General features: G+C 45.4%; 18 protein-coding genes. 5 read left to right on the top strand and 13 right to left on the bottom strand.

Features of this window, described 5'->3' with window-relative positions; translation table 11 throughout:
- Nucleotides 1–373: 373 nt before the first annotated feature.
- From QFZ51_RS04940 to QFZ51_RS04925, 4 genes are all read right to left on the bottom strand, one after another.
- A complete protein-coding gene (locus QFZ51_RS04940; protein ID WP_429043767.1) occupies nucleotides 374–1,786 on the bottom strand; it encodes a RagB/SusD family nutrient uptake outer membrane protein in 1,413 nt (470 codons plus the stop codon).
- A gap of 29 nt (nucleotides 1,787–1,815) precedes the next feature.
- Nucleotides 1,816–4,908 (bottom strand): SusC/RagA family TonB-linked outer membrane protein, encoded by a 3,093-nt coding sequence (locus tag QFZ51_RS04935; RefSeq protein WP_429043764.1) that lies wholly within the window; start codon nucleotides 4,906–4,908, stop codon nucleotides 1,816–1,818.
- A 477-nt stretch (nucleotides 4,909–5,385) separates the two neighbouring features.
- The gene (locus QFZ51_RS04930) at nucleotides 5,386–6,075 is read right to left on the bottom strand and encodes a hypothetical protein (protein WP_370909180.1); all 690 of its coding nucleotides are present in this window, start codon (nucleotides 6,073–6,075) and stop codon (nucleotides 5,386–5,388) included.
- Between the two features lie 250 nt (nucleotides 6,076–6,325).
- Nucleotides 6,326–8,692: an efflux RND transporter permease subunit gene (locus QFZ51_RS04925; RefSeq protein ID WP_370909179.1), complete on the bottom strand. Its 2,367-nt coding sequence runs from the start codon at nucleotides 8,690–8,692 to the stop codon at nucleotides 6,326–6,328.
- 232 nt (nucleotides 8,693–8,924) lie between these two features.
- Between QFZ51_RS04925 and recO the strand changes: the two genes are divergently transcribed.
- Nucleotides 8,925–9,662 carry a DNA repair protein RecO gene (gene recO / locus QFZ51_RS04920; RefSeq protein WP_429043761.1) on the top strand — a complete coding sequence of 246 codons (738 nt, stop codon included), beginning with the start codon at nucleotides 8,925–8,927 and terminating at the stop codon, nucleotides 9,660–9,662.
- Here the strand turns inward: recO and QFZ51_RS04915 are convergent.
- The 4 genes from QFZ51_RS04915 to rsfS all read right to left on the bottom strand — a co-directional run bounded on the left by QFZ51_RS04915 (nucleotide 9,634) and on the right by rsfS (nucleotide 13,719).
- Nucleotides 9,634–10,284 carry a UDP-2,3-diacylglucosamine diphosphatase gene (locus QFZ51_RS04915; RefSeq protein ID WP_429043758.1) on the bottom strand — a complete coding sequence of 217 codons (651 nt, stop codon included), beginning with the start codon at nucleotides 10,282–10,284 and terminating at the stop codon, nucleotides 9,634–9,636. The two genes, recO and QFZ51_RS04915, sit on opposite strands and share 29 nt — an antisense overlap.
- Before the next feature lie 282 nt (nucleotides 10,285–10,566).
- Nucleotides 10,567–11,202 carry a LutC/YkgG family protein gene (locus QFZ51_RS04910; RefSeq protein WP_370909176.1) on the bottom strand — a complete coding sequence of 212 codons (636 nt, stop codon included), beginning with the start codon at nucleotides 11,200–11,202 and terminating at the stop codon, nucleotides 10,567–10,569.
- A gap of 8 nt (nucleotides 11,203–11,210) precedes the next feature.
- Complete coding sequence (gene ftsH, locus QFZ51_RS04905) at nucleotides 11,211–13,238, bottom strand: ATP-dependent zinc metalloprotease FtsH (RefSeq protein WP_370909175.1); 2,028 nt, start codon at nucleotides 13,236–13,238, stop codon at nucleotides 11,211–11,213.
- Nucleotides 13,239–13,314: 76 nt separating this feature from the next.
- A complete protein-coding gene (gene rsfS / locus QFZ51_RS04900; protein ID WP_429043755.1) occupies nucleotides 13,315–13,719 on the bottom strand; it encodes a ribosome silencing factor in 405 nt (134 codons plus the stop codon).
- A 158-nt stretch (nucleotides 13,720–13,877) separates the two neighbouring features.
- Here rsfS and QFZ51_RS04895 point away from each other — a divergent pair, with 158 nt between their 5' ends.
- Nucleotides 13,878–14,621, top strand: coding sequence for a biotin--[acetyl-CoA-carboxylase] ligase (locus tag QFZ51_RS04895; protein ID WP_429043753.1), 744 nt, complete (start codon nucleotides 13,878–13,880; stop codon nucleotides 14,619–14,621).
- 5 nt (nucleotides 14,622–14,626) lie between these two features.
- On the opposite strand, the gene QFZ51_RS04890 is transcribed toward QFZ51_RS04895, so the two are convergent.
- Nucleotides 14,627–16,117, bottom strand: coding sequence for a glycosyltransferase family 39 protein (locus QFZ51_RS04890; RefSeq protein ID WP_429043751.1), 1,491 nt, complete (start codon nucleotides 16,115–16,117; stop codon nucleotides 14,627–14,629).
- A 425-nt stretch (nucleotides 16,118–16,542) separates the two neighbouring features.
- On the opposite strand from QFZ51_RS04890, the gene QFZ51_RS04885 reads away from it, so the two are divergent.
- Together QFZ51_RS04885 and QFZ51_RS04880 are read left to right on the top strand one after the other, a co-directional pair.
- A complete protein-coding gene (locus QFZ51_RS04885) occupies nucleotides 16,543–17,481 on the top strand; it encodes an AraC family transcriptional regulator (protein WP_370909171.1) in 939 nt (312 codons plus the stop codon).
- A gap of 87 nt (nucleotides 17,482–17,568) precedes the next feature.
- Nucleotides 17,569–18,561, top strand: coding sequence for an aldo/keto reductase (locus tag QFZ51_RS04880; protein WP_429043748.1), 993 nt, complete (start codon nucleotides 17,569–17,571; stop codon nucleotides 18,559–18,561).
- A gap of 222 nt (nucleotides 18,562–18,783) precedes the next feature.
- Here QFZ51_RS04880 and QFZ51_RS04875 read toward each other — a convergent pair whose 3' ends face one another.
- The 4 genes from QFZ51_RS04875 to QFZ51_RS04860 all read right to left on the bottom strand — a co-directional run bounded on the left by QFZ51_RS04875 (nucleotide 18,784) and on the right by QFZ51_RS04860 (nucleotide 21,435).
- A complete protein-coding gene (locus QFZ51_RS04875; RefSeq protein ID WP_429043746.1) occupies nucleotides 18,784–19,122 on the bottom strand; it encodes a translation initiation factor in 339 nt (112 codons plus the stop codon).
- Nucleotides 19,123–19,142: 20 nt separating this feature from the next.
- Complete coding sequence (locus QFZ51_RS04870; protein ID WP_429043745.1) at nucleotides 19,143–20,024, bottom strand: diacylglycerol/lipid kinase family protein; 882 nt, start codon at nucleotides 20,022–20,024, stop codon at nucleotides 19,143–19,145.
- 10 nt (nucleotides 20,025–20,034) lie between these two features.
- Nucleotides 20,035–20,886: a carboxylating nicotinate-nucleotide diphosphorylase gene (nadC, locus tag QFZ51_RS04865; protein ID WP_429043743.1), complete on the bottom strand. Its 852-nt coding sequence runs from the start codon at nucleotides 20,884–20,886 to the stop codon at nucleotides 20,035–20,037.
- A 135-nt stretch (nucleotides 20,887–21,021) separates the two neighbouring features.
- Nucleotides 21,022–21,435 (bottom strand): DUF4783 domain-containing protein, encoded by a 414-nt coding sequence (locus QFZ51_RS04860; RefSeq protein WP_429043742.1) that lies wholly within the window; start codon nucleotides 21,433–21,435, stop codon nucleotides 21,022–21,024.
- A gap of 293 nt (nucleotides 21,436–21,728) precedes the next feature.
- Here QFZ51_RS04860 and gpmI point away from each other — a divergent pair, with 293 nt between their 5' ends.
- Nucleotides 21,729–23,252 (top strand): 2,3-bisphosphoglycerate-independent phosphoglycerate mutase, encoded by a 1,524-nt coding sequence (gene gpmI / locus QFZ51_RS04855; RefSeq protein ID WP_429043740.1) that lies wholly within the window; start codon nucleotides 21,729–21,731, stop codon nucleotides 23,250–23,252.
- Nucleotides 23,253–23,494 lie beyond the last annotated feature (242 nt).

Genomic DNA, 23,494 nt, shown 5'->3' with positions numbered 1-23,494 from the left:
GCACCAACTTAATTAAGATTTTGTTCTTTAGATTCTGTTTTAGATTCTGATACGTATTTGTTAAATATTGTTTAAATTCTACTGCAATATAGGAAATTTAAAAAATACTAGTGCAAAACTGGCTTTTTTTTAAAATATCCGTTCCCGATATATCCAACACCTGCCGGCCTCTGAGGATCACTATTCAATTAATAGTATATTAATTATAATATATAATTAATTACCTTATATACCTTTTCATTTAAAAAGATGCCTCACCTGGTACTCCTTAAATAAATAATGGGTATCCGGTCCGCTTCTTCTTATCCAGTAGTCTCCGGTGAAATAAAAAAGGTGCCTTCGCTGAAGGCACCTTTCAAATCATATAATAATACTAATTGGAATAACCCTGGTTCTGCACCATATTTGGATTTGCATCCATCTCGGCCTGCGGAATCGGGAAAGCTACACGAAAATCATTCGCTTCTGTAACCCTTGTACTCAGCGCATTAGCATCTTTGATATTACGCTGCCCGTTCTTACGGAACAGATCAGACATACCAAAACCTTCACCCACCAGTTCCAATCTTCTCTGTTTAATAATCTCAGCTTCGATATTGGCCACATCAGTAAATGGATCCAGTCCACGTTTCGCTCTCAGCATATTCACATCATCCGTGGCTTTCTGCAGGTTGCCCAGCTCAGCATAAGCTTCTGCACGATTCAGCAACACCTCACTTATTCTCAGGATCTTTACGTTTACAAGACCCACCTGGCCGGTAGCTTCATTACCTGAAAATTTCATCAGGTAGTTACTGCCATCAAGATTCTCCACCAGTGCATTACGCGCATCTTTTGGATCCAACAGTTCCATAAAGCCATCTGTGAGCCTGATATCTCCATACCCACCTAATTTAGCAGGCACATACATATAACCGAAGTTATTGGAGCCACCGCCATCCGGTGTCAGAAAACGCAGGGAAAAGATTTCTTCAGAACCGGCTGCATCTAAATTAAATGCTTTCGCCACTTCAGACGCTTCATATAAAGGATACTTCCCGATCAGCTTATCTGCCTCGTCAATAGCCAGCTGCCAGTCGCCCTTATACAGGTAAGCACGGCTAAGCAAGGCTGTTGCTGCATCCTTCGTAGCATTAAACACATTCGCGCTGTTGCTCTCAGATTTACCGGCAGGAGCGGTTTGCTGCGCCACTTTCAGATCGCTGATAATAGCCGCGTAAGTTTCAGCCAGCGTACTACGACCAGGCTTGAATGTACCGGGTGCATCCACCGCTTTGGTCACCAGGGTAATCCCGGTGTTAGGCTCATTTACTTTTGCTCCTATATTGGTATATGGTCTTGTGTACCTTCTGGCCAGGTCGAAATTAGCCAGTGCACGCAGAAAATAAGCTTCTCCGCGGATCGCACCGGTTTTTTCTGTTTCAGGCAGTTTATCAATCAGCACATTCGCCTGGTTTACCACCCTGTAAGCATTCAGGAAGGTATTTGTTTGTGGCGCCAGCAGCGGTGTGTAGTTCAATTGGAATTCTGTAATAAACCGGTTGGAGTTCTGGGAAGTAATCTTCATATCATTGCCACCCAGGTCTGTTACGATCATGAAGTCGCGACCATAATATTCCAGCGCCTGCATACGCTCATACATTCCGTTTGCAAGAATACGTGCATTCCCTTCAGTTACGGCATCACCTTCATTCAATGATGACTGCGGATTCTGATCCAGCTTGGAACAAGCTGAAAACAAACCAGCCGTAGCCAATGCTAATATGGAGAGTTTTGAATATTTCATAATTAAACTAAATTTTTGTTGTTACTTCATTACAGTCCCACACTAATACCAAACGTGATCACTCTTGAAGTAGGATAACGGTAAAAATCGGTTCCTGCATTGGTAGTAGCCGGAGATGCAGTGCTGGTCGGAGAAATCGGGTTGGTACTCATATCCGGATCCCATCCTTTATATCCTGTCAGCGTAAATAAGTTCTCTGCTTGTGCATACACTCTTAATCCCTGCATTTTCAATCTGCTTAAAGTGCTTTTTGGAAGATTGTAACCCAGTGAAAGGTTTCTCAAACGCACGTAGGAGATATCTTCCAGGTAACGGGTAGAAGAAGCATTAGAGTTGGTACCATTGCCCCAGATAACTTTTGGTCTGTCAGCAATATCGCCTGGCTTTTCCCAGTGGCTGCCGGCATCTTTTGCCTGGTTTCCGGTAGTGTTATTACCATCGCTTTCCAGGAAGGAACGGTTATAGTTGTACGCTTTATTTCCAGCGCTGAATGTGATGAATACAGACAGGTCGAAATCCTTGTAAGAGAATTTATTGGTAAAACCGCCTGTAATTTTAGGCAGCGCCTGGCCAACATATTTTCTCACTGCTGAATTATAATCGGAAGTTGGTTTTCCATCAGCGCCTTCCCAGGTGGCAGCACCGGTAGCAGGATCAACGCCCGCCCACACCGGCATGTACCAGGAGCCAAATGGCATACCTACTTCAATCCGCTGGCGGGAACCTGCCGGGATAAATTGCTGGCCGCCCAGTGACAGTACCCTGTTTTTCAGCGTAGCAAAATTCAGATCTGAAGTCCACTGGAAGTTTTTAGTAGACACCGGGATACCACCCACTGTTACTTCAAAGCCCTGGTTCAGCATCTTACCCACGTTCATCGTCATTACATCAAAACCGCTGGTCATAGATAATGGCAGCTGCATCAGTAATGCGGAAGAGCGCTTGTCGTAATATCCTACGCTACCGTATAAACGTTTTTTCAGCACACTGATATCCAGTCCCACATCATACAGGTTTTGTTTTTCCCAGCTCAATGCCATGTTGCCTGGTTGCTTCAGATAAGCAACTGATCCGCCATCATAAGCGCCCACGAGGCTGTACAGCGGCTGATAGGGATAATCGCCCAAACCTTCTGCGTTACCCATGATACCATAGCTGGAACGCAGTTTCAGGTCGTTCAGCCAGGATATATTTTTAGTAAATTCCTCTTCTGTAATACGCCATGCAGCGCCTACTGAGTAGAAGTTACCATAACGGTTGTCTTTAGGGAAACGGGAAGAACCGTCTCTTCTGAAACTACCGCTTAAGAAATACTTTGATTTATAGTCATAATCTGCTTTCGCGAGTATACCCTGGAAAGCGTAGGAGGTTTCATCACCAGCCATGTCGAAATACTGGGAACCCGCGTCCGGCACCTGTGCCTGACCATTAGGGAAACCATTCTTTGCACTATAGTTCCACACACGGTTCTGGAAGGAGTATTCATTACCTGCCAGTAAGCGGATACTATGATCTTTACCCAGGTTGAAATTATAAGTCAGCAATTGCTGGGTAGTATACAACGCCATGTTGGTATTCACGTTATACAGGTAACCGCCATAGTTACGTCCATCGTAGGAATCCGGAGATGTCCATTGTTTTTCACGGATGTTGGTCAACTCGGCATTACCCTTCACTACGAAACGTAACCCGTCAATAATGTTGTAGCCCAATGCAGCATTAAAAACTGTTTGGGTATTATTGCTCCTGTTGTAGTTACTGTTCACCGTGCTCACGAAGTTGCCTCCACGTAAAACCGGGCGGTAGGAGGAGGGGATATCTGCGAAACCAGCCCAGGAAGTAGTGCCTGGCTGTCCGGCAGTATATCCGTTATAGGGGTTTCCGTTCTCATCACGGGAAGGGATAAACGGAGAATTTGCCAGCGCACCCATCAATGGTGAAGAGTAACTGTTACCTGCGCTTGCACTTCTTTGATCTGTGTAGCTGCCGTTCACCTTTACGCTCAGGTCAAATTTCTCATTGAATTTATGATCCACGTTCAAACGGCCACTGTACCGGCTGAAGTCGGAGCCAATCAGGATACCCTGCTGCTTGAAATAATCGCCGGAAGCATAGAACTGTGTCTTTTCATTTCCGCCGCCTGCGTTGATACCATAAGATTGTGTTTTACCGGTGCGGAAGGCCTCGTCTATCCAGTTGGTATTGATATTTGCCAGGCTGTTCGGACGATTAGCCAGGATCTGTTCTGCAGTGAAAAGCGGCGTGCCATCTTTCTTGGTCGCATTCTTCATCGCCTCGCGCTGATAAGCCAGCAGTTCAGTGGAATTCATCATGTCAATCCCATGCGACAGGTCCTGGAAACCATACTTGGCATTGAAATTAATTCTGCTCTGGCCTTTCTTCCCCGTTTTGGTGGTAATAACTACCACACCGTTAGAACCGCGGGAACCATACAATGAAGTTGCAGACGCATCTTTCAGGATGGTCACGTTTTCAATGTCGGCAGGGTTCAGGTTCGCAATTACATCCTGGGAAGGAGTATTCTGGGTAAAATCCCCGGAGGAAATGATTACCCCATCCACTACATACAGTGGGCTGTTGCTCGCTGAAATAGAGCCGATACCACGGATACGTACCTCCGTTTTCGCGCCAGGCTGACCGGAGTTAGTTGATACTGCAACGCCAGGCGCATTACCCTGGAGCATCTGGTTTACATCCGGCAACGCAACGTTGTTGATCTTTGCACCATTGATACTGGATGCCGCGATGGTGGAGTTGATCTTCTTCTCCATCGTGTAACCCGTTACCACTACTTCATCCAGACTTTTGGAATCTGTTTTCAGTTTTACGTTCAATGTGGCAGCAGTACCCACCGGTACTTCTTTGGCCTCATACCCGATAAATGATACGATCAATGTGGCATTTGCATCTACCTGGATAGTGTAAGCCCCTTCCGGATTTGTGACGGTTCCTTTTGCGGTGCCCTTAATCTGGATGTTGGCACCCGGAATAGCTGAGCCATCTGTGGCATCAGTGACTCTCCCTGTTACTGTGCGGCTTTGCGCATAGACTTGCCCGCCCAGAAATAGCACGGACAAGAGGAGAAATAATACTTTCCTCATAAGCATGATTTTGTTTCCTTAACCTTAAAAAATAATCATCATTATCAAGGCCATACGCCTTAATTCAATTGGTTCCCGTTAAATAAGCAGTTTGGTGAAATTGTAATTGGATACTTAAAGCTGGAGCAGGTATAACGGTACAGTGATATTGACCAAATTAAACAATTGAGCAATTCTCTTGCGATTTATTCAATGAATAAACAGCAGAAACAGTCAACTTCTTCCTCATAAGCAGTTTCCTTAGCAAATTTTCAACCAGCCTCAAATATAATAATTCTTAACAAAAAGTTAAGCTTGGAAAGTTCCCGATAACGTTTGGATAACATCTTTTTAACGCCTCATTAACATATAATTATTACAAGTTATCTGTAAGGGCGTAAAAATAAACAAGCGGCAAGAATACCGCCTGTGCTCATCAACCAAAATCTAAATCGAGATTAAAGTTGCCCCGCATAAATGCGGGGCGAATATTTTTTATCAGGAAAGGGTAAGCGGATATGTTTTTAACAACTCCAGCAATACCGTAAAGAGATCATCATTACGATGATTAAAGCGGTATTCACACTCTTTCAGATGTAAATAGGCAGTATTCCGGTTCAGCCCCTTGAACTTAGCCAGGCGGTGCTTGGTTAGTCCCCAGAAAGCATCTACATCATCCATCTGATGCGTATCAGAAGTCTGACCCAGCCTGTATAAACGGTACTGACCCAAATCCACCAACCCGTTGAACCGGCGCAAACGTTCTGTAGCCACCTGCGTTTCCAATACGGAACGACCGCGGGTAGCCGCATGAATCATAGACCGACTTACGTCTGGAAGAATTTCGGTGTGTAACCTGTCTGAGGATCTGCAGATGCCGAAGATTACGGGCTTAACAATCCGGTCTACTTCCGGTTTTACCGCCACCAGCGTGTCGCTGTCGTGGTCGGAATTAAGGTCACTTTGCCGGGGTTCATACGTTAACACGGGAACAGGCACAGGATGCTGCGTTTCACAGTATCGCGCAATCTGGTGTCGTAGCTTCTTCAGGTAGCTGTTAATAGTTACCCTGCTTACACCGCTGATATTCGCTATCTGGGTCGCAGTAAGATCATCGGCAAACAGCCGCAGGATCTCCTTAAATTTGCGCTCGGATAAATGAGCGCCCTTTAAGTACTTATTTTTCATGAACTATGTGGTTAGAATGGCGTACTAAACCTCATACTTTTTCATTATAATCCCACCCCTTTTTTTACAAGCGGCTATAAGTGTATGTGAATGCTGTCCACTAGATCATTTCAGCTTCTTTTTTTGTCCATTTTAGCTAAATATTTAGCATCCACTGCAGTTTGCCGGCACTAAAAAGCCACCGGGGCAACCAGCAGCATGAAAAACATGCCCTGCTTGACCCGGTGGCTCATATGATTGTCTTTATAAACTATTCCTGATCGCTGATCCCCAGCTCCTTTATGTCAATGTCCTCCTCCTCGTCCAACGGCTTCCACAGCTCTTTCTTCTTCGCTTTCTTCAACAATGCCTTTTCCATCCACAACAGTAAAGCCGGCAAAATAGTCAGATTCGTAACCATTGCCACCACCAGGGTCAGGGAAGTAAGCCAGCCCAATGCCTTTGTACCACCAAATCCCGAGAAACTGAAAATCATAAAGCCGGCAAACAGGATAGCAGAGGTATAAATAATACTCAGCCCGGTTTCATGGATCGTTTGCTTCACCGTAGCACTGATGTCAAAATCATGCCGCGGCAACTCCTGCTTAAAATTAACCAGGAAACGGATGGTAACGTCGATGGCTATACCAAGCGCTACACTAAACACCAATACCGTAGATGGTTTCAACGGAACGCCTACCCATCCCATCACACCGGCGGTAACCACCAGTGGAATCACGTTCGGGATCAATGATATGATCAGCATCCTCCAGGAACGGAACAGGTACAGCATACAAAGCATAATCAACACAAAAGCCAGGATAATACTCTCCATCAGCCCGTTAATAATGAAACGGGTACCTTCCTGGAAAATCACACTGGTGCCGGTAAAAGTTACTTTGTAATGCGCTGTATCAAAAATAGCAGTTACCTGCGGTTGCAATGAATCCAGCAACAACGGCAGCTTCTGCGATCCTACATCTTTCATATTTACACTCAACCTGGCCACCTGCCTGGTGCTGTCCATAAAGGAAGAAACCAGTTTGGAGAAAGTAGAAGCGGGTCCGGCAGTATTCCCACCCTTCATGCGCAGGTAAGGCGCCAGGAAGCCCAGATCAAACTGGTTGGGTACCGCAAAGTTGGAGCTGTCCCCGTTATAATATGCCTGCTTTGCAAACTTAATACCCTCTACTACCGACAATGGACGGCCAAAATCAGGCTGCGCAGCAATCAACTGTGTCAGTTCATCCAACTTATTCAGCGTCTGCAGGTTTATTACACCATTCTTCTTTTTCGTATCCACCGCAATTTCCAGTGGCATTACCCCTTTGAAATTCGTTTCCAGGAATTTCAGATCCGTATACAATTTATCAGTATGCGGAATATCGTCCAGCATATAGCCCACAGACTGCAAGCGCCCCATTCCCACAATGGCCGCTATCACCAGCACCAAACTTACTCCGTACACCCATGGGCGGTATTTAAACACCAGCGTGGTCAGGAAATCAAGTATCGCCCCAAAGAACCGGTTATCCAGGTAAGTAGTATGCTTGCTCTTAGGCGCAGGTAAATAACTTAAAACAGAGGGCAGGAAAATAAAAGAGATCAGGAAGATGAACATGATATTCAACCCTGCTACTACACCAAACTCTTTCAGGATGGCACTGTTTGTGAAACAGAACACCCCAAAACCAATGGCAGCTGTAAGATTGGTAAACAGGGTCACTATCCCCATCCGCTGTATCATATGCACCAAAGCCCGTGTTTTATTGGCATCCTTGGCGTATTCTGTATGGTATTTACTCAGGAAGTATACACAGTTGGGAATCCCTATCACTACTATTAACGAAGGTATAAGCCCGGTAAGTAATGTAATTTTATATCCCATCAGTACGATGGTAGCCACTGACCAGATTACACCGATAGCCACTACAATCATGGACATCAGTACCGCGCCAAATGAACGGAAAAACAGGAACAGGATCAAAGCAGTTAACACGAAAGAGATTTTCAGGAACAGCTTCAGCTCATCCGCTACCTTAACGGCCATGGCTGTACGAATAAGCGGCAGCCCACTCAGACGTACTTCTGTATGCTGCTTTTCCTGGAAGGCATTGGCCAGCTTCGTAATTTCATTCACTACAGCCGTACGTTTCGGGGAATTAAATACATCCTTGTTCACATAAATAGCCATGAGGTAAGCATGGGTATCGGGGTTGTATAGCAGTCCTTTGTAAAAAAGGAGGGTGTGGAAAACACGGGATAAACTATCGATTACCACCTGGTTGGTCAGATCCCCCTGGAAAAGTAAATTAGCCTCCAGCTTCTGTGTGCTGTCGTTCTTCACCAGGTTGATAGCCATCGGCACACTCATAATATTCTCCACTGCAAAAACATTCTTCATGTCCTTGTTCAGCTGAACATAGTCCTTGAAAAAATCTGCCTGGAAAAATTTATCTGTTTGCACGGCAAGCATCAGCACATTACCATCTCCGCCAAATCTCTTCTTAAAATCCTGGTACTCAAGAAATTTAGGATTATCATGGGGTATAGTGGCCACGTAGTCGTATGACATTTGTACCTTGCTGGCAAAATAACCCATCACGCCGGTACCGGCAAGCAGTAGAACAAGAAGCAATAATCGATATTTTAGCACAAAGCCTGCTAAACGTTGCCACATAAGGATTTCCTTTTTAGTAATGGGCGTAAAGGTAATTAAAATAGCTATTAGCTGTTAACAGGCAGCGATGAGCTGACTCCTTTTAGCTGCCAGCTGTTAGGTTTTAGCTTTTAGCCGTTCAATCCCTTCGTTTGTGTAACTTGCATTCCGGTTTCTTTCACTAACTGCTAACAGCAAAAGCCAGGAAAAATTGCTTCACAAAACACGCGGCATCGTATTACGCACGGTAAAGTATGGCGACACCAGCCTGATCGTGAGTATATTTACTGAACTCTTCGGGGTACAATCGTATATGGTAAACGGCGCCCGTTCCTCCAAACCCAAAGCTGCCAAAGGAAATCTGCTGCAGCCAGGTAATATCCTGGAACTGGTGGTATATCACAACGAAATCAAAAACCTTCAACGCATTTCCGAATACAAACTGGGATATCTGTACAACTCCGTACACCTTAATGTGATAAAAAATACGGTAGCCCTTTACATGATAGAGCTCCTCCAGAAATGCCTGAAGCAACCGGAGCAACAAACCGATCTCTATTTCTTTACAGAAAATATCCTGCAACTGCTGGACGTCTCCGGCCTGCCGGTGGTGGCAAACCTGCCTTTGTACTTTACGCTGAAAATGGGAGAGCACCTGGGTTTCCGGCTCAATGGCAGATTTTCTGAGTACACCCCTTACCTGGATTTACAGGAAGGTACCTTTTCCGATCTGCCACCACATCACGCCAATCACCTTGATACACAGAGCAGCGAATTAACAGATCAGCTGTTTCAATGCACGGCAGTAGAGCACCTGGCGGCGATTACAATGAATAAAGAAAGAAGAAGAAAATTACTGTATGCGTACCTGGAGTTTTTCCGGCTGCACTTACCTGATTTTACAGAGATGCATTCCCCGCCTATTTTACACGAGATCCTGGATGCCTGATCTGCTGACCAAGCCTGGCGGCCTTCGCTCCCTCTTCGGTGAAGAATTTCAGATCCACCGTATTCCCATCAAAAACAGCGTAGGAAAAATAATTCAGCCAGTCACCCAGGTTGATATACCTGCTGTCGCCGGGTAATGGAATATCGAGGGGCAGATGCCGGTGCCCGTAGATGAAATAATCGAAATGTTCTTTTTGCAGTATTTCTTTACTGTAAATGGCCAGCCACTCATTTTCCGTTCCAAGGAAATGCTCCAGCTCCTGCCCGGTGGCAGAGCGGCTTTTGCGGCTGAAATAATTGGCAAGGGCAATGCCCCAGGCCGGGTGGATAGCAGAAAACATCCACCGGCAAAACGGGTTTCTGAATACTTTTTTCAGCATCTTATAACCATGATCACCCGGGCCTAAGCCATCACCATGACCGATATAAAACCGTTTATTGCCAATGGTATAGGTTTGCGGCTCATAATAAACCGGGATGTTCAGCTCTTCCTCAAAATACCCGTCCATCCACATATCATGGTTACCAATAAAAATAGAAATACCGATTCCTTTGTCGCTTAGCGCGGCCAGCTTTCCCAAAATGCGGGTATATCCTTTGGGGATAACATGCTTGTATGTCAAACCAGAAATCAAAAATATCACCTACCAGGAAAATATGCTGCGCATCAGATTCCACCTGCTCCAGCCATTGCAAAAGCAGCTTTTCACGCTCCCTGCTGGCGGCAGGATTGGGAGCGCCAAGATGAAAATCTGAGGCAAAATATATTTTCTTATTGGCCGGTAATGCAATATCCATTCTTAAAATTATGAAGCTTTTAGCTTTTAACGGTTAGCCTTCAGTGGAAGAAGCGATACATCGCTCCGGTACTGAAAGTTAACAGCTAAAGACTAAAAGCCATTTATTCATTCGTCTACTAAAAATACGTATACTTCTTTGGGACCATGGATCCCTACTACCAGTGTTTTCTCGATATCAGCGGTACGACTGGGCCCTGTTGCAAAAGATATGGCTGATGGGATATCGTTACCATATTTATCTTTCAGCTTATTAAGCGCATCCTTCAGGTCAAATACCAACTGGTGCGTGTAGGCTACCACGATATGCACAGGCGCATATACCGGTAATGCTCTGCCACTGGGTTGTGCGGAACTCAGCACCAATGTTCCGGTGCGGGCTACCAGGTATTCACAATCCGTGATGGCGGCATCTGCTTCGTGCATGGTCCCCTGGTTGAGTACAGGTAAATCCTGCTGGTGGATTGTTTTCAGCAGGGCAGGTGTCTGGCAAAACACATTGTGCCATTCTTTGTGTTCACAAAGCGCACGAAGGCTTTCCATCAACTCACCTTTTCCTGTACAGTAAACAAACTTTCCCTGCAACCGGGTAAATTCTTCTGCAAACTTTAATTCCAGGCTCTCATTCTCGGTTCTGAAAACAGACGAGTTGCCCTCCGAATTCGGGAAGGGCAACTGTACTGACTGACTTAACGCATTCCGTACTCTCTTCAGAATATTTTCCTTAGCAGGAGAAATCTTCATATCACTATTTACGCATTAGCTGGTGATGGAGAAGGATTGATGATATCTGACGGATGTACTCCTTCAGTAGGAGCGCCTTCTTTACCCAGCTGGTGTTCTTTGTGGGTATCGTAAGGACGTTTACCGATCAATCTTTCCAGGTCGGCCTGGTATAAAACTTCTTTTTTCAGCAGTTCTTCTGCCAGTGCCTTTACCTGATCCATTTTGGATGTGAGCAGGTCTTTAGTTCTGATATAAGCGGTGGCAATCAGTTTCCTTACTTCATCATCAATCATCTTGGATGTTTCTTCTGAGTAAGGTTTGGTAAATGACTGATCACTGTTTGGATCGTAGAAAGATACGTTACCAACTTTATCGTTCATACCATACACGGTTACCATTGCATACGCCATACGGGTAATTACCTGCAGGTCGTTTTGTGCGCCGGTAGAAATTTTACCGAAAACCAATTCCTCTACCGCACGGCCACCAAGGGTCATGCAGATATCATCGAGCAACTGTTCGGTGTTGTACAGATATTGTTCCTTCGGAAGATATTGTGCATAACCAAGCGCAGCTACACCACGGGGAACGATGGTTACTTTCACCAGCGGGTTAGCATGTTCCAGGTGCCAGCCACAAATAGCGTGACCTGCTTCATGGTAAGCAATTACTTCTTTTTCTTCCGGAGAGATGATTTTGTTTTTCTTTTCCAGACCACCAATTACACGATCAATCGCGTCATTGAAGTCGTCCATTTCCACCTGTGTTTTGCCTTTACGCGCAGCAATCAGTGCCGCCTCGTTACAAACGTTGGCGATATCCGCACCGGCGAAGCCTGGCGTCATGGAAGCCAGTTTTTTCACGTCCAGGTTGGGAGAAGTTTTGATAGGCTTTAAGTGCACTTCAAAAATAGTTTCTCTTCCAGCCAGATCCGGCTTATCGATAGAGATCTGACGATCGAAACGGCCCGGGCGCAGTAAAGCGCTGTCCAGTACATCAGGGCGGTTGGTCGCAGCCAGGATAATGATACCACTGTCTGTTCCGAAACCATCCATTTCTACCAGTAACTGGTTCAGGGTGTTTTCACGTTCGTCGTTACTCATCATTACGTTCTTGCCTCTGGCACGGCCGATAGCATCAATTTCATCGATAAAGATGATACATGGCGCTTTTTCACGGGCTTGCTTAAACAGGTCACGTACGCGACTGGCACCCACTCCCACAAACAATTCCACAAAGTCGGAACCGGACATGGAGAAGAAAGGCACCTGAGCCTCGCCTGCCATTGCCTTTGCCAGGAGGGTTTTACCGGTACCCGGAGGGCCTACCAGCAGGGCGCCTTTGGGGATTTTACCTCCCAGGGCGGTATATTTTTTAGGATTCTTCAGGAAATCCACAATTTCCATTACTTCCACCTTCGCTTCGTCCAAACCGGCTACATCGTTGAACGTAATATTCACACGGGTACCTTTGTCGAACAGTGTAGCTTTCGATTTACCAATATTGAAGATGCCGCCCGGACCACCACTGCCACCGGCAGGACCGCCCATCTTACGCATCAGCAATATCCACAAACCAATGATCAGGATAATTGGTAACAGCAACTGGAAAATAGGCTCAAACCAGCTCTGACGCTCATCATAAGAGATCTTTACCTGGTTTTCTACCGGAACACCTTCCTGTGCTTTATCTATATCCTTTTTGAAACTTTCTTCGCTACCAATTGAAAAACGGAAGTGAGGACCGGGGTTCTCTCCACCAAATTTACTTTTGTTAACGTCTTTAAACTTGGCCTCTTTCAGATGGTCATGTTTTATGTAGACTTCTACATATTTTTTATTTACGACAACCAGCTTATCAACATCTCCCGGTTTCAGGTAATCCACCTGAAATTCCTGGAAACTGATTTCTTTGGTTGGGGATCTCAAATCAAAAAAGTTCATTGCGAGCAGGGCCACGCCAATAAAGGCATATACCCAGTATATATTGAACTTCGGTCCTTTCTTAGGTGATTTCTCCGAACCCTTGTTGAAGTTATTGCCTCCTTTTTCCATAATCTTACGCTCCTTTACGGATGTTTATTGCAATCAGAATAATATGAATAATTAAATTCTAAAACAACTGTTTTGTTTAGCTTTCTGTGTGGTCCATCCTGTCCGCGTCGCTCCACATTTCTTCCAGATTATAGAACTTCCTGTTTTCAGGCTGGAAAATGTGAACTACTACATTCACATAATCAACCAGAACCCAGTTTTGAGAACTAAATCCTTCGTGTTTGTACGGTTCCTCTGAAGTATGCTTCTCCACCTCCTCTGACACATAATCAGCAATGGCTTTCACCTGGGTGCCGGAATTGGCTTCACATATTATAAAGAAATCGGCCACGGCTTCAGGAATCTGGCGTAGATCCAGGGACACAATATTTTCCCCCTTCTTATCCTGTATGGCCTTTATGATGGTGGTAAAAATTTCACTTTCTCTGGTCAGGCGTTGCTGCGCCTTCTTTCTCGTGCTCAGAACGGTTAAGGGTGCCAATAAATCTCGTTTTTGTTAAAAATAATCTTTAATTGTCAAAGTTACTAAACAAGCAGTAATATAAGATGTTTAATATCCGCCGCGGGGGGCCTGAAAATGTTAATTAAATAATAAAATGAATTACTTTTCGGGCCGGATACAGACTAAAAAAGATTCATGTGATAGGACACCCGTTTTATATATTAGACGAAATAGACAGCACCAATAACTATGCCATGGAGCAGGTAAATTCCCGCCAGGTGACATCAGGCACAGCCTGGTTTACCAGCAACCAAACAGCCGGAAAAGGAACCCGCGGGAAACAATGGCTCGCCCAACCCGGAGATATCAGCGCTCTCACAATTGCTCTCCAACCGGCTATGTTACCGCTTTCAAGACAGTTTATGCTCAGCGTGGCAGTCGCCCTCGGAACCACCGATTTCTTCACTTCCTATGCCGGTGATGAAACAATCATCAAATGGCCAAACGATATTTACTGGCGTGACAGAAAGGCAGGAGGCATCCTGATTGAGAATGTATTGCGTGGAAATATATGGCAATATGCCATTATCGGGATCGGACTCAACATTAACCAGGCTTCCTTCCCGCCCGACCTGCCCAATGCCGTTTCCCTCAGGCAAATTACCGGCAAGTCCCGTGAGGCGGAAACCCTGGCAAGAGAACTCTGCACTTTCCTCGATAAAAGGATCCGTCAACTGCAACCCGCCATTTATGAAACGCTGCTTGCTGAATACACCTCCCGGTTGTTCCGCTGGCAACAATCAGGGTTATACCGGAAAGACGGGGAAATTTTTGAAGGCATCATCCGCGATGTATTGCCCGACGGCCATCTCTGCCTGGAGAAAAACGGCGAAATATTACAACTTGGCTTTGGCGAAGTGGAGTTTATTATTACCCGGTAACCGGGTTACTTCCGGGAGTAAACGTTTTGCTCTTCATGCAAAGCCCGCTTCAGCGCTGCCGGCAATTCCGGCGAAAGGTCCGACAACAGCCAGGCGCCGGCGCCCCATAAGTATTCCCTGGACAAGGTATCTTTCATTACACAGGTTTGCTGCAACCGGCCTATCATTTTCATATAGGCGCCTTCCGGCTTCTTACCGATTTTAACAATGTAACGGATGGTGTCCATCTCCCTGAACCAAAAAACGTAATCCGCATCCATTGCATTGGCCAATGGAATATTCCTGCCCCTGTTATAGTAATTCAAAGCACCGGCCTCGCCGTAGTTGTCGCAGATCAGCAAGGTGTAACGTTTATCCGCGTCCGGCACCTGCTGCCACGTTTGCCACGACATATCCGCCAGTTCCCTCCAGCCAAGCATATCCGCAAAGTCCTGGGGAAGGGTATGATCTTCCCCGTCTTCCCAGCGCAATAAACCCAGCGCCTGGAACTTGCCCGCCTTTTCACGGATCTTAACAGGCTTCATTACCGGGAAAATAACGTTCGCCAGCAGTCCAAAAGGCACTACAATCAGGGCCACCCAGAGCAAACGCAGGTAACGCGTCCAGTCGTGCGTGAAAATCCGCTCCCAATAAACACTCCCGAAAGCCAGTAATACCGGGTATAAACCAACCGAATAATAACTTTTTGCCCGGAAATAGGTAAACAATAACATGGTTAGTGCGTAAATGCCGATTATCACCCGGTAAGATCGGAACGACGGCGAAATAATTAACCCTATAACCGCCGCCACCACAATAAAAGCACCACCCACAAAGAACTTTAACTGATCTCCCAAAAAAGAAACCCGGCTTACATGTACCAGCTGGCTTTCACTTAATTCCTTCATATGATGCAATACCGGTATGCCATGCTGCAACTGCCAGATGATGTTTGGAGAAATGATCACCACGGCTATTCCCATTCCTGCATACAGGTATTTATTCCTGAACACTTTCCGGTGTGCGGACAGCAGCAGTGCCACCACCATCCCCAATACGAGGAAAATAATATTGTACTTGTTAAGCACGCCCACACCCGTAACCACGCCCATCCACAACAACCATTTGTTCTCCTGTGTTTGCAGAAACTGCATCAGGCACCAGAACAAGGCCGTCCACGCCAGGATATCAAAAGAATTGGGCTGATACAGTATGTTCATGCGGGACAAGCCTGAACATAAAAATGCAAGCGCCGCCAATACCTGCGCAAACCAGCCGCCACCCAGCTTTTCCTCCATTTTCCACATCAGCACCATCGTGAGCGCACCATACAACGCAGGAAAAAATTTCACCCAAAAAAAATTATTCCCCAACCATTGTATCAGTAAAGAATTAAAGGCAGTAAGCGGCGGCACCGATAAGTATCCTGCTGCCAGATGATTGGCCATATCCAGGTGTAGGTATTCATCCCGGTGAAGCTCGTAATACGGGCTCAATACTGCATATTGAAAAACCATCTTTATAATAATGAATGATAATAACAACCATAAAGAAGTGGGGCGATACCCTGGTTGTCCGGCAGTGGGATGTATCATATGCGGTGACAAAAAAAATTTTAATCATTAAAAAAAACGGAAATACCTGCTGATGTTGCAATGTATTTCCGTTATAGATTTTAAAATTTCTTGTTCAGTGGCATATGTGGCAGGCTGCTCTACATAGCGATCATCAGGGCTTGATGATAACAAGATTTTGGTTGATAAAGGCGTTAACAAATTGTGAAATTTTTTCTGATTAATCAAAAATGAAATTGCAACTATGTTTCATTTACGAAAACAAGTCCCTGTCAGCAAGGCTTTACATGGATTTCAAACCAGTAAAAGTTAACATACCCGCAAGAAGTACTGAAAGATTTTAACATAGAATTGTTTAAATTTGGTGTATGCCTTCAAGTAAAAACAACTCCATTACACTCAGGACCTTCAATGACTTCAACGACGATCTGCTATTATACACGCAAAAGGAGGTAACTCCCAAAGCGCCGTTAAATGGTAGTTTTACAGTACATGAAAGATCTGATTGCCCTTGCGTGGATGAAGTGAGAGCCAGCAGACGGGACTATTATAAGATCAGTTTCTTTACCAAAGGTTCCGGCATTTTCACCCTCGGTGATAGCCGTTACGAGATCGATAGTCCTGCTTTACTTTTTATTAATCCATACGAATTAAAAACATGGCAGCCCACCTCGGAAGAACAGGAAGGGTATAACTGCCTGTTCACCGACCTGTTGTTTGAAGCACAGCCCAATCACCAGGAAAACCTGTTACAACACCCGCTTTTACAGATGGGCGCAAAAGCGGTATTCACTTTAACAAATGAACAGGTCGATTATCTCGAGTCCATTTTCAGACAACTGGTAAAAGAATACCGGGAGAATGCCGCCTTTAAACAGGAAGCGATTCTTATTTACCTGAAATTGCTGATGCTGGAAGGAAAACGCCTGTCTGCCCAGGTAAACGAACCCAAACGGCAGCTAACAGCCGCACAGGCGCTTGCTCATCGCTTTACAGACAAGCTGGAAAAACAATTCCCGATCGAATTTACGCATAACCAGTTGTCACTGAAAACTGCCAAGGAATTTGCACAGGTATTAAATACACATCCCAATCATTTAAATGCGTGTGTGAAACAGGCTACCGGTCGTACCGTGAGCGAACATATCCGGCAAAGAATGCTGCTGGAAGCGCGCCTGTTACTCATGCATACTGACTGGCAGATTGCTGAAATTGCCTGGTGCCTGGGATTTGAAGATCCTGGTAACTTTACGCATTTCTTTAAAAATCATAGCGGCGTTTCTCCACATCTCTACCGGGCGCAGTAATGCTTGATTTTTGCAATTAATACTTTGCTTCTTACAATTCCGGAACCTGTACCTGCATGTAAATTTGTATCACTAAAAATTTTAACAATGCAGTACAGAAAACTAGGTAAAACAGGCGAATCAATTTCCGCAATAGGACTGGGTTGCATGGGCATGTCATTTGCATACGGCAATGCACAGGATTTTAATGAAACAGAATCACTGGCTACGCTGGAGCTGGCACTCGATCTGGGCATTAACTTTTGGGATACCGCAGATATGTATGGTCAGGGTGCCAACGAAATCCTGCTGTCAAAAATTCTCGCTACTAAAAGAGATAAAGTTTTCCTCGCTACTAAATTCGGATTCAGATTCAATGAAGATGGCACCAACTATTTCGATGGTTCCCCGAAGTATATGAAACAAGCAGTGGAAGACAGTTTGAAAAGACTGAAGGTAGATGTGATTGATCTTTATTACACCCACCGGATAGATGAAAATATCCCTGTAGAAGAAACAGTAGGCGCTATGGCTCAACTGGTAAAAGAAGGCAAGGTGCGCTATCTCGGATTATCAGAAGCTGGTGTGGAGTCTATTAAAAGAGCCTACGCGGTTCATCCCATTGCTGCGCTGCAATCAGAATACTCCTTGTTTACCCGCGATGTGGAAGATGGCATTTTGGCCACTACCCGCAACCTTGGCATCACCCTGGTAGCCTACAGCCCACTGGGAAGAGGCCTTTCCACCGGCGCCATCAACAACACCGATGTTTTGAAAGATGGTGATTTCCGCAAAAACCTGCCCCGGTTCCAGGGAGAAAATTTTGAGCAGAACTTACAAACGGTGAATGCATTGGAAACTTTTGCCAAAGAAAAAGGTATTACCGCTGCCCAGTTATCGCTGGGATGGTTGTTGGCACAAGGCGAAGATATCGTGCCTATTCCAGGAACAAAACGCAGAAAATACCTGCAGGAAAATGCCGCCGCAGCGGAGGTGAATTTATCCTCAGATGACCTGGCAGCCATCGATAGCATCTTACGCGATAACGCCATCGCCGGCACGCGGTATACACCAGGGGGAATGCGCCTGGTGAACAGGTAGGACGCGAATTTTGTCTTTCTCGCTGATTACGCTGATTATAATGATTTTCTTGATTTTTACTTTTGGATTTTTACTGATTTTCTTAAAAATTGATATAATTAAGGGAGATAAAAGCGAATATATCCGCTTCTATCTCCCTTAATCCTTTATAAAATCCAAAAGTAAAAATCAAGAAAATCATTATAATCAGCGTAATCAGCGAGAAAGACAAAATCCGCTGTATTACTTAGTACGCTTATATCCCCAATCCAGCAACCATTTCACAACTTTCTCCTTGTAGTCGCCCTGAATCAGGATTTCACCGTCTTTCACGCTGCCACCGGTGCCGCATTTCGTTTTAAGTTCTTTACCGAGCTTCTCAATATCTTCCTCTTTACCAACAAAACCGGTAATAAGGGTAACTACTTTACCGGCACGTTGTTTTTTATCTAATGTTACTCTCAGGATTTGTTCTGCAGGTGCAAGTGTTACTGCTGCTTCCTCTTGCTCCGGCTCCAATGAGAAGTTTGGATCGGTGGAATACACGATTCCATTGCCTGGTGTATTTTTCTTTTTCGACATCTCTCTAAAATATTTAAAGGTTATTCGTTTACCACTATATTGATTGCCGCTGTTTGAATACGGATACGTACCACCCCGTTTTCCGTAAGAGGCACTGCATCACCGTCTACCTGCAAATACTGCAATGCACTGCTGCTGATGGTGATATCTTTGCCGGTATAATGTTTCAGGTACCTTGTTTTGTCAATGTTACCCATCAGGGAGAAAACGCTTACCGGTAACAGGCTCAGAATACCTACCGGCGGCATTACGCAAAGATCGAGTTGTCCATCGAAAACACTGGCTTTGGGAGCCAGTTTAAATTCATAGCCAAACTGATTGCCATTAGCTACTGTTAAAAGGAATGCTTTTGTTTGCAACACTTCGCCATCAATATCAATCCTGTATTCTGCCGGTTCATAGCTGTTAAAACTTTTCAATACCAGTTTTGCGTAGCCGGATAAACCACGTTTGGTATTATGCCGGAACTGTTCTGCAATAAGCGCATCAAAACCTACGCCGGCATTGCTGAGAAACAGGTGTTCATTCGCATAACCCACATCGATGGCGCGTTGTTTATTGGCAACAACAAGACTTAACGCCTTATTTACATCCAGCGGAATTTTCAGCGCGCGCGCCAGGCCGTTCCCACTGCCTAACGGCAGGATGGCCATTGCGGTATTGCTTCCTACAAGGCCCTGTGCTATTTCATTGATAGAGCCATCGCCGCCTACGGCCACCACGGTATTTACACCATTACTAACAGCCTCCCTGGCCAGGTCTGCCCCATGGCCAAGGTATGCCAGGTAAGCAGTGCTCACTTCATACTGATCGGAAGGGAAGTGCCGGCTGATAGCGCTTTCCAATCGTTTTTCACGGTCAGTGCCCGCTTTGCGGTTGATGATAAATAGAATCTTCTTCAAAAAAACTGTTTTATAATATAATGGCCTTCAGGCTTAGGTCCAGGCTCACCGCGTGATGTATAATTGCGCCTACAGAGATAAAGTCTACTCCCGTTTTAGCGTATTCTTCAAGGGTATCTATTGTAATGCCGCCGGAGGCTTCTGTTTCGAAACGCCCGTTAATCAGCGCAAGTGCTTTAACAATGTCTGCAGGGGTAAAGTTGTCCAGCATGATCCTGTTTACCTGGCCTATAGCCAGCACTTCTTCCACATCCCGGAGGTTGCGTGTTTCCACTTCAATTTCGAGCGGAAGATTACGTTCTTTCAGATATGCAACGGTATTGGTAACGGCGGCAGTGATGCCACCGGAAAAATCGATGTGATTATCTTTCAGCATCACCATATCATACAATCCCATCCTGTGGTTAACGCCGCCACCGATGCGAACCGCTTCTTTTTCCAGCATCCTGAAGTTGGGAGTAGTTTTGCGGGTATCGAGCACACGGGTATGGTACCCTTTCAGTTTTTCCACGTACCGGTGCGTTAATGTAGCGATGCCGCTCATGCGCTGCATGCAGTTCAGCACTAGTCTTTCACCCATCAGCAGGGTATGTACGGCGGCTTCCACTTCAAAGGCCGTTTCGCCGGCCTTCATGGGGTCGCCATCTTTTTTATGGGGCGTAAAAACCGTAAACATATCCAGCCACTTAAAAATGGCTTCCGCCACTTCCATTCCGGCCAGGATACCGTCTTCTTTAATTTTCAGCACCGCTTTCCCTTTGGCGGTGGGAGGAATACAAGCCATCGTGGAATGGTCTCCGTTTCCGATATCTTCTGCCAGTGCGCTTCTGATAAACGCATTCAGCGCTGCTTCATCTAACATATTGATTGTATTATCTGGTATTCACGCAAAGATTGGTGCTTTGCTTCTGAGCGCGAAAGATAGGTCAAAAATAAAAAGTGCCCCGCAATAAATTGCGGGGCACTATGGTTTTTCAACTAATTTATGTTAGCATCTTTATTTACTCTCAAATCTAAGTTCGTTCAACACCATTGTCCCACCTTTCTTCTGCAGGAAAAAAGAAACCCTGAAGTTACCGCCACCGGTAGTCATATTCCCGATACCAAAACGGGAATTATCCCCGCCCTGATGTACCAGTTCAAATGATTTAACCTGGTTTTTTGAAAAGAAATCTTTCAAAATTATTTCGGCCTGTGCCTTACTGTAAGAATTTGATTTTCCGGATATATTGATCTCTACGTTATTGTCGAGGTAACTGGCTAATCCGCTTACATCTCCTTTCTTAAGTGCTGCCACCACATCATCGAACGGGCCGGCAACAGTGATTTCAATTGACCTGGCTGATAATTTTAATGTTGTAAAAGCACCCCCCAACAACATAATCCCCAGCACCATCAATAGCTTCTTCATTGTCAGTTTTTTTATTAAAAATGTGATTTTCTCCAACTCAAATTAAAAGCGAAAACTATGCCAAACACCCTGCAAATCAACAAAATCACATTATCGTGGTAGCTATTAAGCGCTAAGCAATAACAGTAAGATAATATGTGTTTCATTTTGAATAATTAGAATAACAAATCTATTGGAAGAGGCAAGCAGCACTTATTTTTCACGGAAGCTTTATTTTTGTAAAATATTTAAACCCTTTATAAGTACTTTCACCCTCTCGAGTGAATTTATATTAAACTATAACCAGATAGGATATGGAAAAGAAAAGAGCCATTCTCGTAATTATGGACGGATGGGGCGAAGGTAAAGTTCCTACAGCCGATGCCATTGCACACGCAAAAACCCCTTTTGTAAGCAGTTTATACAAGCAATACCCGCATAGCCATCTTATAACCTGCGGGGAAGCGGTTGGTCTTCCCGACGGGCAAATGGGCAACTCTGAAGTAGGTCACCTGAACATTGGCGCCGGCAGAATCGTATACCAGGAGCTGCAAAGGATCAACGTAGCTATCCGTGATGGCGAAATGGCCCAGAACCAGATCCTGCTCGACACCCTGGCTCATGCTAAAAATAATAACAAAGCCCTCCACCTGATTGGTTTGGTAAGCGACGGCGGTGTTCACTCTCATATTGAACATTTAAAAGCGCTCGCCTCCATCGCCCAGGCGCACGGGCTTGAAAAAGTATATATCCACGCATTCACCGACGGACGCGACACCGATCCTAAAAGCGGATTGGGTTTCCTCGAAGACCTGTCGGCCCACCTGGAAAAAACTACCGGCAAAATCGCTACCGTTACCGGACGCTATTATGCAATGGACCGCGATAAGCGCTGGGAAAGAGTGAAGCTGGCCTACGATGCTCTCGTAAACGGCGCCGGCACGCCAACCCAGGATCTCCTTACTGCTGTGAAGGCATCCTATGCAGAAGGTGTTACAGATGAATTCATTAAGCCTATCATCGTAACCGATGATCAGCATAAAGCCATCGCCACTATCCAGGACGGCGACGCCGTGCTTTGCTTCAACTTCCGGACGGACCGCTGCCGCGAAATTTCGCAGGTGCTTACCCAGGAAGCCTTCCCGGATTTCGGTATGAAACCGCTGGATATCTACTACACCACCATGACAGATTACGACCGTACCTATAAAAATGTACACGTCATCTTCGAAAACGATAATCTGAACATGACCTTGGGTGAAGTACTGGCAAAAGACCACTGCACACAGATCCGTATAGCTGAAACCGAAAAATATCCGCACGTATCCTTCTTCTTCTCCGGCGGACGGGAAAAAGAATTTGAAGGAGAACGCAGGCTGATGGCGGCATCTCCAAAAGTTGCCACCTACGACCTGAAACCCGAAATGAGCGCCAATGAACTGGCAGACCTCATTGTTCCGGAACTGCAGGCTAAAACCGCTGACTTCGTAGTGCTCAATTTCGCCAACGCCGACATGGTAGGCCATACCGGCGTATTTGAAGCCGTAATTAAAGCCGTTGAAACAGTAGACCACTGCGTGGAACGTGTGGTAACAGCTGCGCTCGCAAGCGATTACACCGTTTTCCTGACCGCGGATCATGGCAACGCCGACTTTATGATCAACGCCGACGGCTCGCCCAATACCGCCCACTCACTGAACCTGGTCCCTTTCTTCATTATCAATAAAGATTTCAGAGGCCCGGTAAAAGACGGCAAACTGGGCGACATTGCCCCTACCATCCTGCATTTCATGGGCCTGGAAATTCCGAAGGAAATGACCGGCAACCTGTTGGTATAAGCGCGCGAATTTTGTCTTGGCTCAGGATTACGCTGATTATACTGATTAGCCGGATTTTTACTTTTGGATTTTATAAAGGATTAAGGGAGATAGAAGCGGATATATTCGCTTTTATCTCCCTTAATTATTATTAAATCTCAAAATCAAACAAAAATCCAAAAGTAAAAATCCAGCTAATCAGTATAATCAGCGTAATCCTGAGCCAAGACAAAATCCGCATCGCCGAAGGCGATTTATTTATT

The sequence above is a fragment of the Chitinophaga sp. W3I9 genome, from assembly GCF_050434025.1.
In the GTDB taxonomy this organism is placed as follows: Bacteria; Bacteroidota; Bacteroidia; order Chitinophagales; family Chitinophagaceae; genus Chitinophaga.
This window is presented reverse-complemented; position numbering and strand designations above follow the sequence as displayed.